At 49.5% G+C, this 13795-nt stretch carries 12 protein-coding genes and 2 pseudogenes; 5 read left to right on the top strand and 9 right to left on the bottom strand.

Annotated features, from left to right (window positions below):
• Positions 1 to 111: 111 nt before the first annotated feature.
• From pepT to BM082_RS25450, 3 genes and pseudogenes are all read right to left on the bottom strand, one after another.
• On the bottom strand, positions 112 to 1359 hold the full coding sequence (gene pepT, locus BM082_RS19040) for a peptidase T (RefSeq protein WP_074928190.1): 1248 nt from the start codon (positions 1357 to 1359) through the stop codon (positions 112 to 114).
• Between the two features lie 154 nt (positions 1360 to 1513).
• A pseudogene (locus BM082_RS25365) lies at positions 1514 to 1705 on the bottom strand (MurR/RpiR family transcriptional regulator); the annotation flags it as partial.
• Between the two features lie 249 nt (positions 1706 to 1954).
• A pseudogene (locus BM082_RS25450) lies at positions 1955 to 2173 on the bottom strand (MurR/RpiR family transcriptional regulator); the annotation flags it as partial.
• 331 nt (positions 2174 to 2504) lie between these two features.
• Between BM082_RS25450 and BM082_RS19030 the strand changes: the two are divergent.
• Both BM082_RS19030 and BM082_RS19025 read left to right on the top strand, forming a co-directional pair.
• Positions 2505 to 3596: an aspartate/glutamate racemase family protein gene (locus BM082_RS19030; RefSeq protein WP_074928183.1), complete on the top strand. Its 1092-nt coding sequence runs from the start codon at positions 2505 to 2507 to the stop codon at positions 3594 to 3596.
• Positions 3597 to 3989: 393 nt separating this feature from the next.
• Complete coding sequence (locus BM082_RS19025; RefSeq protein ID WP_017015783.1) at positions 3990 to 5168, top strand: CHRD domain-containing protein; 1179 nt, start codon at positions 3990 to 3992, stop codon at positions 5166 to 5168.
• 99 nt (positions 5169 to 5267) lie between these two features.
• Here the strand turns inward: BM082_RS19025 and BM082_RS19020 are convergent, their stop codons facing one another.
• A complete protein-coding gene (locus BM082_RS19020; protein ID WP_017011671.1) occupies positions 5268 to 5867 on the bottom strand; it encodes a hypothetical protein in 600 nt (199 codons plus the stop codon).
• A 381-nt stretch (positions 5868 to 6248) separates the two neighbouring features.
• On the opposite strand from BM082_RS19020, the gene BM082_RS19015 reads away from it, so the two are divergent.
• Positions 6249 to 7016: a DUF2076 domain-containing protein gene (locus BM082_RS19015; protein WP_017011670.1), complete on the top strand. Its 768-nt coding sequence runs from the start codon at positions 6249 to 6251 to the stop codon at positions 7014 to 7016.
• A gap of 328 nt (positions 7017 to 7344) precedes the next feature.
• On the opposite strand, the gene BM082_RS19010 is transcribed toward BM082_RS19015, so the two are convergent.
• The 5 genes from BM082_RS19010 to BM082_RS18990 form a co-directional block, all read right to left on the bottom strand.
• Entirely contained in the window at positions 7345 to 8067 is a 723-nt protein-coding gene (locus BM082_RS19010) for a spondin domain-containing protein (protein WP_017011669.1), read from the bottom strand.
• A gap of 9 nt (positions 8068 to 8076) precedes the next feature.
• Positions 8077 to 8763, bottom strand: coding sequence for a spondin domain-containing protein (locus BM082_RS19005; RefSeq protein WP_074928181.1), 687 nt, complete (start codon positions 8761 to 8763; stop codon positions 8077 to 8079).
• A 199-nt stretch (positions 8764 to 8962) separates the two neighbouring features.
• Positions 8963 to 9658: a hypothetical protein gene (locus BM082_RS19000; RefSeq protein ID WP_017014901.1), complete on the bottom strand. Its 696-nt coding sequence runs from the start codon at positions 9656 to 9658 to the stop codon at positions 8963 to 8965.
• Positions 9655 to 10203, bottom strand: coding sequence for a sigma-70 family RNA polymerase sigma factor (locus BM082_RS18995; RefSeq protein ID WP_017014900.1), 549 nt, complete (start codon positions 10201 to 10203; stop codon positions 9655 to 9657). The genes BM082_RS19000 and BM082_RS18995 overlap by 4 nt, the downstream gene beginning before the upstream one ends.
• 77 nt (positions 10204 to 10280) lie before the next feature.
• Complete coding sequence (locus BM082_RS18990) at positions 10281 to 12002, bottom strand: vWA domain-containing protein (protein ID WP_074928180.1); 1722 nt, start codon at positions 12000 to 12002, stop codon at positions 10281 to 10283.
• A gap of 353 nt (positions 12003 to 12355) precedes the next feature.
• On the opposite strand from BM082_RS18990, the gene BM082_RS18985 reads away from it, so the two are divergent.
• Together BM082_RS18985 and BM082_RS18980 are read left to right on the top strand one after the other, a co-directional pair.
• Entirely contained in the window at positions 12356 to 13114 is a 759-nt protein-coding gene (locus BM082_RS18985) for an amino acid ABC transporter substrate-binding protein (RefSeq protein WP_017015787.1), read from the top strand.
• Positions 13114 to 13788: an amino acid ABC transporter permease gene (locus BM082_RS18980; RefSeq protein ID WP_017011663.1), complete on the top strand. Its 675-nt coding sequence runs from the start codon at positions 13114 to 13116 to the stop codon at positions 13786 to 13788. The genes BM082_RS18985 and BM082_RS18980 overlap by 1 nt, the downstream gene beginning before the upstream one ends.
• Positions 13789 to 13795 lie beyond the last annotated feature (7 nt).

Below are 13795 nucleotides of genomic sequence, written 5' to 3'. Positions count from 1 at the left end.
CGAGATTTGAGGGACGAAAAAGAGACAAGAGGCAAGAGAAAAAGGTATGCGCGGAGTGCGTTGAAAGAGAATGAACATCGGGCGGGGGTCGCCCGATGTATGGTGGATAATTTACAAATGACGCTCTGCGGTAATCTTAATCACGTCCACCACCACGGCACTGGCGGCTTGCAGTGATTTCACTGGCAAGTATTCGTAGATGGAGTGGAAGTTGTGCGCACCGGTAAAGATGTTCGGGCATGGCAAGCCTTTTTGAGAAAGTACCGCACCGTCATAACCGCCGCGCATTGGGATCGCGTTCATTTGAATGTCGTTGCGGGCATAAGCTTCTTTGGCGATGTCGATTGGGAAACTTGCCTCACCTTCTAAGCTGTTTGCCACGTTTTCATAGCGATCTGCCAAGTGAATCGATACCGTTCCTTCGCCCCATAGGCCTGCACAACTGTCAGACAAGTTCTGCAAAAACGCCATGCGGTGTTGGTAGCCTTGTTTGGTGAAGTCGCGAATGTCCATTTTCAGCACGGTTTTAGCGCTGTTTCCGGTCATCTCTTTCACCCAGTAATAGCCTTCGCGGCCTTCTGTGTATTGCGGGGCTTCGCCTGCTGGCAACATGCTGATGAACTGGTGCGCCATCAATAGCGAGTTCTTCAGTTTTCCTTTCGCTGACATAGGGTGTGCAGATTGGCCGGTGAAGGTGATGACTGCGTCGCCCGCATTCCAGTTTTCATGCACAAACTCGCCAATGCCGCAGCAATCCAAGGTGTAACCAAAGTCTGCACCAAAGCTCTCTACGTCGAAGGCTTTCGCACCGCGTAGGCCTTGTTCTTCATCAGGGACGAAGGCCACTTTCACGTCACCGTGAAGAATGTCTGGGTTCGCTTTGAGTTTTTGCAACGCGTGCATGATGGCTGCAATGGCCGCTTTGTCATCTGCGCCCAGCAAGCTAGTGCCGTCGGTCACGATGATGTCGTCACCCACATACTGAGCAAGCTCTGGGAATTCGGTTTGTTTCAGGATGATATCTAACTCTGCGTTGAGGCAAATATCACCGCCGTTGTAAGGCACGACTTGTGCCTTTGTGTCGTTAGACTGCTCTGCGCTGGTATCAAGGTGCGCAAAGAAAGAAACGGTCGGGATGGCTTGCGCCGACGCTGGCACATTTGAAGGCAAGGTCGCCGTTAGGATGGCGGTATCGCGTAACACGATGTCTTCCATGCCCAAGGCTTCAAGTTCTTTGGCAATCAATTGTGCGAGCACCCTTTGCCCATCAGAAGACGGCATGATGCCAGCAGCGCCTTTTTCTCGGCTGGTGGTGGTGTTAATGCGGGTGTATTGCAGGAAGCGATCGACGATATTCATTACGTTCTCCTACACGCGCTTCTTCGTGAATCGCGTGGAATAAATACAAAAACAGGTTGGGTGCGTCATACCGATATTGTTTAGACCTTGCTTAGACGACACACCTCAACCTGATAAAAACTTACGTGTTCATGTGATGACTGTTTCTAGGGAATTAGATCAGCACTTGTGAACATACGAGTACGGACAGAAGGCCGCCCAGCATTGGGATCATGGTGCGTTTTGCTAGCTCGATAGGCGAAACGTTTGCCACGCCAGCGCAAGCGATAACCACACCTGCCACTGGCGATGCAGAGCGCATCAAACCCGCTGCAAGCTGCATTGGCATAGCAACGTGTGCAGCGGTTGTTAATAAATAGAAATAATTCGCGAGTGCCTCAGAGGATGCGCTGCCGACCACGTACAATTTTCCTCGTGGGTTTTGCATGTACACGATGGCGAGATCGAAATCTGATTCGGATAAAGAAGAAAAGGTTTTCGCCATGTTCGACATGATTTCTTTAGCATGGCTCTCCAACACACTTTGGCCCTGGTCAGCCTGTCTTGCCCCTTCATAACGTTCAACCGGTGTTGTTAGTGTGAGTGCAAGTTCATTTGATACCTGCTTTTTGAATTCAAGGAAGCCGGAAAAACCCAAACGCTGTAAGAAACGTCCTAGTGTGGCTTTTCCTACGCCAATCTGCTTACAAAGCTCATCAATTTTTGCGAAAGGTAGCATGGTGTAGTGCTTCATAAAATATTGAGCAATAAGCACTTCTTCCGATGTTAACGAATCCAATCCGTTCACCTTGCTGATGAAGGTTTTTCTGTCCATGGGGAATTTTTCCCAAATCCTTAATCTGCGGGACATATTTCCACCCGTCCTGTGGGAATTCAAGGGAATTGCAATTTCCCGCACAAAAAGTATGACTAATATGTCCTTGTTTTTATTCCGTTAACGAGTCGGTGTGCTTTGTTATTGATAGTATGATTAACATCTAGTTTTTGCTATATCACTAGATGGATATGCTGTTAATGCGTCTCTATGCTGCTGTTTGATCAAAGAAAATTTGGAATCTCTTGTTTAGATTGCGTTATCGGATCGCCATTGGTCCTTGTTCTGAAGTCGATTCTCAGAGCATTCGCGCAATTCAATAGGGGTTTTTATGAGCAGTACGCATTTGCCACGTATTGGCATTATTGGTGGCTTCGGCAATGAAGCCATGGTGGATTTGGTCGAAAAAATTGACGCCATAAAGGGCGCGGATAAACGCGCGTTTATTGCGTTCGGTAACTCACGTTTGGCCTACAAACCTGACGAAGTGATGCAAAGCTGGAAGCCAACGGACGAACCTGAATTAAGAAAGGCTGATACGGCCATCTATACGCTGCGTTTCATGCAATATCTCGGTGCGGATGTCATGGGGTTGGCCTGTAATAGCGCGCACGATCTGTTCCGGAATCTGTTACCAGAGGTACCAGTGACTTTCGTGGACATGCTTCATCGAACCGCACATACCATAGAAGGCAAACAAGATAAGGTGCTGGTGATGGGCGTGAATAGCTTGGTTGACTCGGGTCTCTATCAAGCGGCGCTGATGGAACAAGGTGTTGCATCCACCAAGCCATCGGTCGATAACCAACAGAAAGTGATGGCGGCGATTTACGATCCTGCTTTTGGTATTAAAACGGCGCAAATCACACCAGACGCCGAAGCGCTGCTGTGTGATGTGATTCGTTCTGAGTGCGAACAGCAAGGTTGCTCAAAGGTCGTTCTCGGTTGCACGGAATTACCGCTTGCACTGACGGCGGCAAGTTGTGCGCGTTTCAAGCGAGACGGGTTGATTCCAGCACACATCGAGGTGATTGATGCATCAAATGTGCTGGCGCAGTGCCTTTTGACGGCACACGGTAAAGGCAAAGCACCTGATGGCGAGCTAGAACAATACAAGGGCGAGCACACGGATTGGTTTGCGCCGCTGGCGTTTAAAGTCTCGTCTCTTGACGCGATTGCACGTGTGCAAAAAACGGTGTTTCAACACACGGTGTCATTCCTTGCGGCTCAAGGAAAATCGGTCACGGGCAGTTATATGCACCTACCCACACTTTTCATATCCCAAACCCTGCAAGATGCTGAAGACAAATTGATCGACATGGGGATACCTGTTTACCTCGAACATGATGAGGTGGACACTGTCATTGTTGATGCCCTTCAGCGCTATTACGCCGACATGGATAAAAACCTGGCAGCGCGCTAGCGGGTATTGGGTCCGAATACATCGATGAAATCTTGATCGAAAAGTGGTTGTAATGTGTCGTTACCCGCGACATTCAGCGTGAGAAAATAGGCAAGAGCACAGTGTAACCACTGTGCTTTTTTTTGGTTTTAGCCCTAGATAAAACAAGGGATTTTGTTGCTTTGTTGAGAATAAATTGTATTGCATCAATGCGTTGCTCTGTATCTGAATCCAATGCTTCATCGTGTTCGTCCCACCTGTGTGTTTACACAAACACCGAATACAACACCCCCGAAATGGAGCCAGAAATTCGGCGTTTCTCTTATCAACGCCTTTGTTGTCCTTCTTGTTGTCGCCCAATTATCGGAGACACATGGGTATTTCAAAGGTTGGGCATATCAATAGGACGATAAAATGAAATACATAGCAGCAGCGGTAGCCTTAACCGCATTGGTTGCATGCAATGATGACGATAACAACACAGTCACGCCTTCATCCCCTGACTTTACGGCCACCAAAACGTACGCATTGATGCTGACAGGGCAACAAGCGGTGCCGATGAACGATTCCACACGCTCAGGCAGTTCAACGATAGACGTGGATGAAAGTGCCAAGCAGCTGAAAGCGACGCTTGATACGAGCAACTTCAGCGATTTCACTGCAGCGCATATTCACGCTGGGGATATTGGCAGTACAGGCGCTGTGGTTTTCCCATTTGGTACGCCAGACTCAAACGGCCTGGCCAGCATTGATGCGAGCGATCTGACTGATGAACAATTTCAAACGCTGTTGAGCGGAGATTGGTACATTAACCTTCACACAAGCACGGTGCCGTCTGGTGAAGTGCGCGCGCAAATTGTGCCTGATACCACCACCATTTATACCTTCGAAGTGGACGGCTCGCAGGAAGTTCCCGCAGTGACCACGAGCGCAAGTGGTGACGGCTATGCCGAGTACAACAGTGAAAACCAGACGTTGAACCTTCGCGTAAACACTGAAGAGATCGACGATGCGACGGCAGCGCATATTCACATTGGTGAGGTCGGCAGCAATGGCGGCGTGCTGGTTGTTCTCGACCAAGACGCAACAGATGCTGGCGTTTGGACAACGCCCGCGAACACTGAACTTGATGCTGCAACATTGGCGACCTTAAATGCGGGAGGCTATTACACAAACTTCCACACGCCTGGAACGCCAAGCGGTGAGATAAGAGGCCAGATCACCACGAACCAGCAAGTGCTGTTTACCTTCCCGATTGATGGAAGCCAAGAAGTGCCTGTAGTGACAACCTCTGCACAAGGCAATGGTTACGCGCTGTTAAATACAGAGACAGGTGCTTTGACGCTTAAAGCCGTTACAGAAGGCGTTTCAGGTGCCACCGCTGCACATATTCACAACGGTGTTTCGGGTGCGAATGGCGGTGTGCTTGTGGGGCTCGAGCAAGACAGTGGTGATGTAAATATTTGGCAAACACCCGCCAACACGGTGTTGGATGCAGGACAGCAAACCACATTCATAGAAGGTGGTAACTATGTGAATGTGCATACGCCTGCAAATGCGGCCGGAGAGATCCGCGGTCAGATTATCGAGTAAGTTCGTCATTACGTGATAACAAACGCCCCATTTTTGCCAGCATCGAGGAACATTTGGCATGAATGGGGCGTTTCTGTTGGCGCTGAAAAACCGCTTACGTTATGGCGTCCCGCCACAGCTATAACAGCCATCACCTGCGCTTAGGTAGGTGATCACAAGGCGGTTTTGATAGTCATTAATGTAATTCCACGGCGACACATCATACGGCGCGCGCTGATAACGCGCCTGAATGAAAATGGTGTCACCTTGGTTTAGGTACATGATGCTGTCGACCGCGGCCACGCCGGGAATGGCACAGCCAGTGTCGTTGTTCGCAAACGTAACAGGACCAATGGAAGCGTTACTGCCTGGGGCTATCGCGTTGGGAATCGAAATGCCGATGCGGAGCAAATATTTAAAGCCACAGGTGCGTTGCGCATACCGTGCATCAATGCTGTACAACCCAGAAACCGGCGCTGTAAAGGTGTGACTGTTAATGTCGAACGCATCATTAAAGTTGATCACCGCGTGGTTGTACTCCACGACTTTAATTCCGCCATTATTGTTCTCTGTTAATTCACTCCCCGTAATGCGCGCATCGACGACGACAGATTGTGACGCCAGATACCCGTTGTAGGGCTCAGCAGTGGCTGTTGCCGTGACAAAGAGGTAGGCAATGCCGATCACAAACGTTTTTAAGATCGATGACATGAGGTACATAAATAATTTCCTTAATCAGATACGCGATCATTGGCGCATCGGTGCGTTGATGCGGCCAGCCAATATACCCAAACAACCTGAATGCGAGCATCTTCAGGTTGTTTGGGTATAAACCATTGTATGAGTAAGGCTATGTCATTTGATGTGGGTGTGTTTTCTCAAAATCGATATATACGTGCATGAAAAGGTGGATATTAAACAAGGTTTATATTCTAAATTTGCTTGTTTTATTGGACACACATTGGTTGGGCTTGAAGAGGAGGTTGTTGGTAGGAGGGCCTCTTCATTTTCGCAAACTTAGTTTGGGCGCTTTTGATTTTCATTAATTGGCGTATGTTGTCCGCATCTACAATCCCATGACAAACAAGGGCTGGGGGCGACATGACACCACAAGAAAGAGAATTGATTCTGGGTTTGGCAAGCAAATTGAGTGCGAATCAAGGCAAGTCATCCGACCCAGAAGCATCGACGCTCATTAATGAACAGATTGCGTCGCAACCTGATGTGATATACCGATTGACGCAAATGGCGTTGGCGCAAGACGTGGCGTTGAAAGAGCTTAAAAGCCGCAATGATTATTTGCAGCGCAATGCGGCGTTTTACCAGCAAGAATCTCAACGCAGCAGCATGAGCAAAATGTTTGGTGGTGATCGTCAGCCGCCAACCCCGCCACAACCTGCGTATCGTCCAAGTGCATTTGGTGGGTTTATGCAAACAGCGGCTGGTGTTGCGGCAGGTATGGTTGGAGGCAGCGCATTGAGCCATTTGTTCTTTGGTGGCGATCATAGCGAACCTGTGGTGGAAGATGTCACCAACAATACCGTGATCAATGAGGACACTTCACCCGATGACGCGTCAACGTCGGATTCGGGTGATGCGGCGTCGCCAGAAAGTGGCAGTTTTCTCGATGGCTCTGACAGTTATACCCAAGATTATACGGGCGGTTGGAGCCAAGGCACTGGCTTTGGTGATGACACTGGGTTTGGCAGTGGTTTTGGTAATGACAGCGGTTTTGGTAACGATAGCGGATTTGCCAATACCGACGAAGACGCCAATCGCTATGGCGGTGACTCAGGGGCTGAAGACAGCTTTGGTAATGATTTTGGCGGTGGTGATGACTTTGGCGGGTTTGATGATGAATCGTTCTAGCTGATCCTTTGACGCGATAGTGACACGCGGGGAAGAGAAAAACGGACGGCTAACATCGTTGTATCTGGCTCAAGCGTTCCTTCACATGAAGGCGGGGGATCAAGCAACCAGTAACATCGAAGGGCGGAATGCCGTCCGTTTGCGTGTGAACTGTCTCTGCATGTAACAGGTTTCACGCCAAGTCTTTCCATGTTTTCCAATAAGCTGCCACGCTTTTTCTTGTGTCTACTTGCTTCCTTTCAGACGTCCTTCTTTGAATATGATGTTCACCGCCAGTCGTGGGTTTGCCTGTTCGTTTTGGCTAACACGCTGGCGGTGAGTCCTCGCGTTATTCGGTGCGTTCAATCGTGACGCTAATACCTGGGTTCAAGAAGCGATGCTGGGTTAACAACGCAGAGGTTGTGAGTCCATCATCACTGCTGATCACACCTGGATGAACCGTCACTTGATCATCACTGCCACGCGCGGCATTGAAGCCTTCACCACCGCCAGCAGGGCCGGGAATGTTTGCTGCAAGCTCATCGTTGACTTCTGTGCCTGCATCCCAAATCACTGCGTTAACGCGTTCCTTATCACCCGCTTCAAGCGCACTTATGTCCATTGCACTGAAACCTGCAAACGCATCGTTAGTGTTGACTAACATGCCAGCCACTGACAGATAACCCGCGCTGCTCGGATCCACTGTGAAAGTAAAAGATTCTTGTCCGCCTGGAGGAATTGGGCCAGTGCCGCCCATGGTCAATGTCACATTGTCATCGCTGCTGAAAGCGAGAAGGTCGGCGTTGTTACCACCTTCAGCCATGACTTCTAGCGGGACAGACGCGGCTTCACCTGTCGTGAACAGGGCAAAGTTGTCGTTATGTGCGAGCACGGCAACCGGAGAAACAGGCTGCGCCGCCGTCAGGTTTTTTACCGTGACGGTGTAGCTGGCACTGGTTGGCGTGCTCGGTGAGTCAGGGTTGGTTGACGTGCTTGGAGAATCGTCATCATCAAACGGACAGCCCGCTAGCAATAGGGCGGAGCTCGCAACGAGCATTAATCGTAATTTCATAAAACCCCCTTATTTCACCACAACGGTCATCACGGCAACGGGATTCAACCAACGGTGTACCGCGAAATCGAAATCACTCGCGCCGGCCGTTGCATCAGCATCGCCAAGGTTGCCCGGGTGGATGTGAACCGTCGCGTTACTCGCGGTTTGTTCAACACCGGTTCCGTTAGCGCCGAGGTTTGTAATAAACGGCGGGTTAGGAATGCTTGTCGCCAACTCATCGTTAATTTCTGTGCCTGCATCGTAGCTGTTGAGCTTGATGCTGTAAGTACCTGCTTCGGTAGGGATCTTCCAGCTATTTAGGCCAACGAAGCCATCATTGGTCGGCAGCAGCATCGCGGCAAGAGAAAGGTACTCATGTGAGCCAGTGTCAAAATCAAACGTGGTGGTACTCGCCGGTGCTAGCGGGCCAGTGGCTGGGTTTTCGACCACGCTGCCACCCGCGTTACTGACCGCAGAAGACAGTCCTGAAATGTCACCGCCTTCAGCCATGACTTGAAGTTCAGCGGATGCAGCGGTACCTGTTTCGAATAATGTGTTACTGCCGTCATGAGCGGCAATAAGAAGGGGGGTGAAATAGATACCTTTGGTGGCATTTGTGACGGTAATTTCAAGCTCCGCTGCCGCGATATTACCTGATACGAGGCAGCCAAGAAGTGAAAGTGCGCAGAGTCCTTGCTTCGTTGATTTTGTCATTGTCGTTCATCCTGTTTAACGGTTTAAAACAGAATGAAGGACAAAACTTGCAGGCCAATCTCTAACGTTTCGCAAAACTCTCGCGAATTTCTCGCAGGGGGCTTTTGTGAGGGTTTTGATAGAATTGAATCCCCCGATAACACGCCAACGTGGTCATTATCGGGGTAACGATTAAGAGACCACTATCGCCTAAGAAGGGTCACTGTTTATCAGTGCCGGTATTGAGCAAACCTTGCAATTCGGCGGGTATTGCTGCTTCTAACGCAGGCTGTTGTTCAAGCAGTTTGCGCAGCGTATCGCGAGCCTGTGTTTCTTTTCCTTCTTCAAGAAGTGCTTTAATTTCAAGGAAAGGGTCTGGCGCAATGACGCCAATCTCAGCAATGATCTCGCTGTCCGCCATCATGTCACTTTCGAGCGCTTTTATAGCGGGCGCTGAGGATGAAGCAGGGGCAGCGGGTACGGTCAATTTTTCAGGTAAGGCTGACTTCATGCTTCTTGCCCTTGGGGCGTCTTCACTTGGCGGTGCAAACTTGTGAAGTTTGGCTTCTGGCACCGAATCTGCAGCGGATGGCGCAATGTCTATTTCTTCCAGCATCATGACGTCTGGCGAAGAATACGGTTGGATATCTTGTGCGCCAGGCAGTGTTTGATCGACCCATTGCCAAGGTGCAAGCAGGGCGACAAACATGGCACCGGCGGCAAGGCCAAATATCGGCCACCACGGCGTCGCGGATTTGCCTTTTGGCGATGCTGTTTCTGTGTCAGGTGAATCAGCGTGTCCTGTTTGCTTTGACGCATACGCCAATATGGCATCATCAAGCGAAGCGGAAGGAGCTTCTGTCGCGCTGTCTTTGTAGATGGCGGCGATATCATCATCGCTAAAAGGCTTGCTCATTCTCGGCCTCCTAATTTACGGGTTAGGCATTGCCTGAGTTGTTCCATGGCATAGCGCAGTCGGGTTTTCACGGCTTCTGGCTTTGCATCTACAATCTCGCAGATCTGTGTAGGTTCAAACCCCACTTCGTGGCGTAACAAAAAGGCTTCGCGTTGAAGTGGAGCAAGGGCATCCATACACACTTTGATGGCGTCTTTTTCTCGCGCTTGCGCGTCGTTCATGTCTGATTGAGGTTCGTCAGGAAGCTGCGAAGCATAGGCGTTTTCCGACAGGCGTTTTCGGTGTTCATCAATCACGAGGTGGTGCGCGATGTGATACAGCCAGGTCGTGAATTTGGCGGTTGGCGCATAGCTTTCTCGTTTATCAATCACACGATACCAGACGTCCTGATACAGCTCTTCGGCTCTGCCGCCATTTCCTTTGCCAAGCTGGCGCAAGAAATAGCGGTAGAGTGATCCTTTGTGTCGCTGATACAGGGTCGCGAAGGCTGCTTGGTTGCCGTCGCGAAACTGCAGCATCAGTTGTTCGTCGGGTATGTTTTCCATGAAACCTTATTGGTTATTAAATGGCCGTGATAAGACGTGTGATTGCTCGCTGTTGCACGCTTTGCTGTTCCTCGCCATCAAAGACTTTGCGCCACTTCCACTAAGCGAACAAACTCTCCGCGGTAGTTGTAAGGGTCGTCGCCGCGATTTTCTCGTGCGATGGTGGCGATCTGCGCGTAATCGAAATCATCAAGGTAGCTATTTTCTTTGAGTTTCTGTGCAAATGCCGCAACCGCTGTGGCAAATTTGAAATCTGCACTCGCATGGGTGAAGCCCTTCTTGATGTCGTTTTGATTCACATTGCCTTCTACCAGTGTGCTGGTGGCGGTGCCGGGTAATTTATAACGGACTTTCACATGCGCCAATTCGTTACTGTGACTGCCTGAAGATGCCACATCGGCCTCTTTTTGTTGATAACGCAGATCGTCAATTTGACCTTGGTCGCCTGTTAACGTCAGTTCATAGAGCGCAGTCACGGTATGACCCGCGCCAATCTCACCTGCATCTACCTTGTCATTGTTAAAGTCTTCGTCGCGCAGTTTTCGGTTTTGATAACCAATCAAACGGTACTCTTTGACGTTAGCCGGATTGAATTCGACTTGAATTTTTACGTCAGACGCAATGCTTTGAAGCGTGCCGCTCATCTGGCGTAGCAGCACTTTTTGAGCTTCATGCAGCGTATCAATGTAAGCGTGATTGCCATCTCCCGTGTTCGCCAGTTGCTCCATCAAGGCATCGTTGTAGTTGCCTCGTCCAAAACCGAGTGTGGTGAGGGATACGCCTTTCTTACGCTCAGCGGTGATGATGTCTTTAAGCTCATCCATGTTGGTGACGCCGAGGTTGAAATCGCCGTCTGTCGCCAGAATCACACGGTTAACGCCGCCTTTGATGAAGCCTTGCTGCGCTTGTTGGTAGGCGAGTTTAATGCCGCTTTCCCCGTAAGTGCCACCGCCCGCATTCAGGCTTTTGAGCGCATTGAGGATGGCTTGTGTGTTGTCGCCTTTTGTGGGTTTCAGCACCACGCTGGCGTTACCGGCATAGGTCACCAAGCTGACGGTGTCGTTCTCTCCCAGCTCTTTGGTCAACATCGACAAACTTTGCACCAGCAATGGCAATTTGTTGGGTTGCGCCATTGAGCCTGACACATCTACCAAGAACACAAGGTTCGAGGCTTTACGCTCTGCTTTTGGAATGTCGTAGCCTTTCAGCGCAATGCGGAGCAACTGGCGTTCCACGTTCCAAGGGGACGGCGCGATCTCTGTGTTCACCGAAAACGGCTGCTTTGTGCTGTTTGGCGTGGCGTAGTTGTAATCAAAATAGTTGATGAAGGCTTCTTCCCGAATCGCGTCAGTCGGGGGTTTTTGTCCCATGGTGAGGTAACTTCGCACATTGGCATAACTGCCCGTATCAACGTCAATCGAGAAGGTGGAAAGCGGCGTGGTACTGACTTGGTGCACGCCATTGCTCGGTGTGTCGATATAGTTGTCACGATTTTCGGCCTGGGGGTAGGGCTCGTAACCGGGCATTACCATCAATGCCTTGCCCATGCGGTTAGTAGGCTGCGCAGCGAACGCAACGTCGACGGAGGCATCATGCATGGCAACATGCTCTTCCATTTCAGGCATAGGTTGGATTTGCGGTTGAGGCAAAGGGGTATTTGGTTTCGTGGTGGAGGTTTGCGCATTCTGCGCCTGTTCTTTTGTAGATGCGTCATTCATCGCGACATCCGTGCAGGCGGTGGTGATCCCCAAGGCAAGTGTGATCGCAATAGCAAGGCGTTTTTTTGAAAGCGAGTGCATGGTGTCTTCCTTTGTTCATCGGGTATTTACACACTACAAACGGGCAAGTCCTCAGAAGGGGTGATCTTTTTTCATTTTTTTTTTGATTGTTGTTAGCTGCTTGTTTTTATTGGCGAGTAATGGGGTGGCATAAGGGTTTTAATGGATGCGGTGAAGCTGGGTGGTTATAAAGTAAACAATGCATCTGCAAAACTGCGGATAGAGCAGTTAGCTGTTCGGTGAATGAAATGGATTACATTTTATTTCTCTGGTTTATATGAAATTTACAGAGTATTACATATGTTTTTTCGTTATTTATCGCAAAAAAGGAACTGCGTTACATTGGCGGCAACAGAATAAAGGAGTACTTCACCATGCCTTCAATGAAAAACCTACTGGTTGCCACACTTGCACTCGCAGCCAGCTTTACCTCTACCGCATCACTTGCTCAAGACGAAATCAAAGTGGGCATGTCGGGTCGTTACTTCCCGTTCACGTTTGTGAAACTCGATAAGCTACAAGGCTTTGAAGTGGATGTGTGGAATGAAATTGGTAAGCGTGCTGACTACGACGTCGAGTTCGTAACCTCTAGCTTCTCAGGCCTGTTTGGCATGTTGGAAGCGGGCCACATTGATACCATCAGTAACCAAATCACCATGACAGATGCACGCAAAGCAAAATACGCGTTTTCTGTGCCTTACGTGGTTGATGGTGCGCAAGTGGTTATCCGCAAAGGACGCGATGACATTCAAGGCATTGATGATCTGAAAGGGAAAAAAGTGGCAGTAAACCTCGGGAGTAACTTTGAACAATTACTGCGTAACTACGACAAAAACAACGAAATCAACATCATCACGTATGACTCTGGTTTCGAGCAAGATGTTGCCCTAGGCCGCACCGATGCATTCGTGATGGATCGTGTTTCTTCTGCACAGTTGATCAAAAAATCAGGTTTGCCGCTGGCACTTGCGGGTCAACCGTTTGAAACCATTCAAAACGCGATGCCGTTTTTGAACACACCAGAGAAGTTAGAGATCAAAGCCAAAGTAGATAAAGCGCTGAATGACATGAAAGCCGATGGCACCCTAAGCGCAATCTCACAGACTTGGTTTGATTCTGACATCACGAAATAATGAACGGGTTTGATTTTGATTACATGATGGCGTTGTTCCCGATACTGTTTAAGTATCTGGGAATAACCCTCGAAATGTCACTCATCGGCTTTGCTGTGGCATTGGTGTTGTCGCTCTTTCTTGCCTTAGTGCGTGTGTTTAAAGTGAACGTGTTGAACACCCTTGTGGTGGTGTATATCTCTTTCTTTCGTGGCACACCGCTCTTGGTTCAACTGTTTTTGCTCTACTATGGCTTGCCACAAATCTTTCCTATCTTTGTTGGGATGGATGCGTTCACCGCCGCAGTGATTGGTTTGTCGCTCCACTTTTCTGCTTACATGGCAGAAAGCATTCGCGCGGCGATTTTGGGCATTGATAAGAACCAAATGGAAGCCAGTTTGAGTGTGGGGATGACACAGCTTCAAGCCATGAAGCGCATCATCCTGCCGCAAGCCGCCCGCGTGGCAACGCCGTCGTTGATGAACTATTTCATCGACATGATCAAAAGTACCTCTCTTGCATTCACTTTGGGTGTGGCGGAGATCATGGCAAAAGCCCAAATGGAAGCGTCATCGAGCTTTAAGTTTTTCGAAGCCTTTATGGCGGTTGCACTGATTTACTGGGTGGTAGTGATTTTCTTCACGCAGATTCAGTCGTTGTTGGAAGTCAGGTTGAATAAGGCGTACGCACGATGAGCACAGT

The sequence above is a fragment of the Enterovibrio norvegicus DSM 15893 genome (genome assembly GCF_900115495.1).
Classification (GTDB): Bacteria; Pseudomonadota; Gammaproteobacteria; order Enterobacterales; family Vibrionaceae; genus Enterovibrio; species Enterovibrio norvegicus.
The sequence above is the reverse complement of the archived record's forward strand: the minus strand, read 5'-3'. Positions and strand labels throughout refer to the sequence as shown.

Bases quoted from the DNA above. Each gene is read 5' to 3' on its own strand.
- BM082_RS19020 (WP_017011671.1), bottom strand. From the start codon at position 5,867: ATGTACCTCATGTCATCGATCTTAAAAACGTTTGTGATCGGCATTGCC.
- BM082_RS18985 (WP_017015787.1), top strand. From the start codon at position 12,356: ATGCCTTCAATGAAAAACCTACTGGTTGCCACACTTGCACTCGCAGCC.
- BM082_RS18990 (WP_074928180.1), bottom strand. From the start codon at position 12,002: ATGCACTCGCTTTCAAAAAAACGCCTTGCTATTGCGATCACACTTGCC.
- BM082_RS19000 (WP_017014901.1), bottom strand. From the start codon at position 9,658: ATGAGCAAGCCTTTTAGCGATGATGATATCGCCGCCATCTACAAAGAC.
- BM082_RS19030 (WP_074928183.1), top strand. From the start codon at position 2,505: ATGAGCAGTACGCATTTGCCACGTATTGGCATTATTGGTGGCTTCGGC.
- BM082_RS19010 (WP_017011669.1), bottom strand. From the start codon at position 8,067: ATGAAATTACGATTAATGCTCGTTGCGAGCTCCGCCCTATTGCTAGCG.
- BM082_RS19015 (WP_017011670.1), top strand. From the start codon at position 6,249: ATGACACCACAAGAAAGAGAATTGATTCTGGGTTTGGCAAGCAAATTG.
- pepT (WP_074928190.1), bottom strand. From the start codon at position 1,359: ATGAATATCGTCGATCGCTTCCTGCAATACACCCGCATTAACACCACC.
- BM082_RS19005 (WP_074928181.1), bottom strand. From the start codon at position 8,763: ATGACAAAATCAACGAAGCAAGGACTCTGCGCACTTTCACTTCTTGGC.
- BM082_RS18980 (WP_017011663.1), top strand. From the start codon at position 13,114: ATGAACGGGTTTGATTTTGATTACATGATGGCGTTGTTCCCGATACTG.
- BM082_RS19025 (WP_017015783.1), top strand. From the start codon at position 3,990: ATGAAATACATAGCAGCAGCGGTAGCCTTAACCGCATTGGTTGCATGC.
- BM082_RS18995 (WP_017014900.1), bottom strand. From the start codon at position 10,203: ATGGAAAACATACCCGACGAACAACTGATGCTGCAGTTTCGCGACGGC.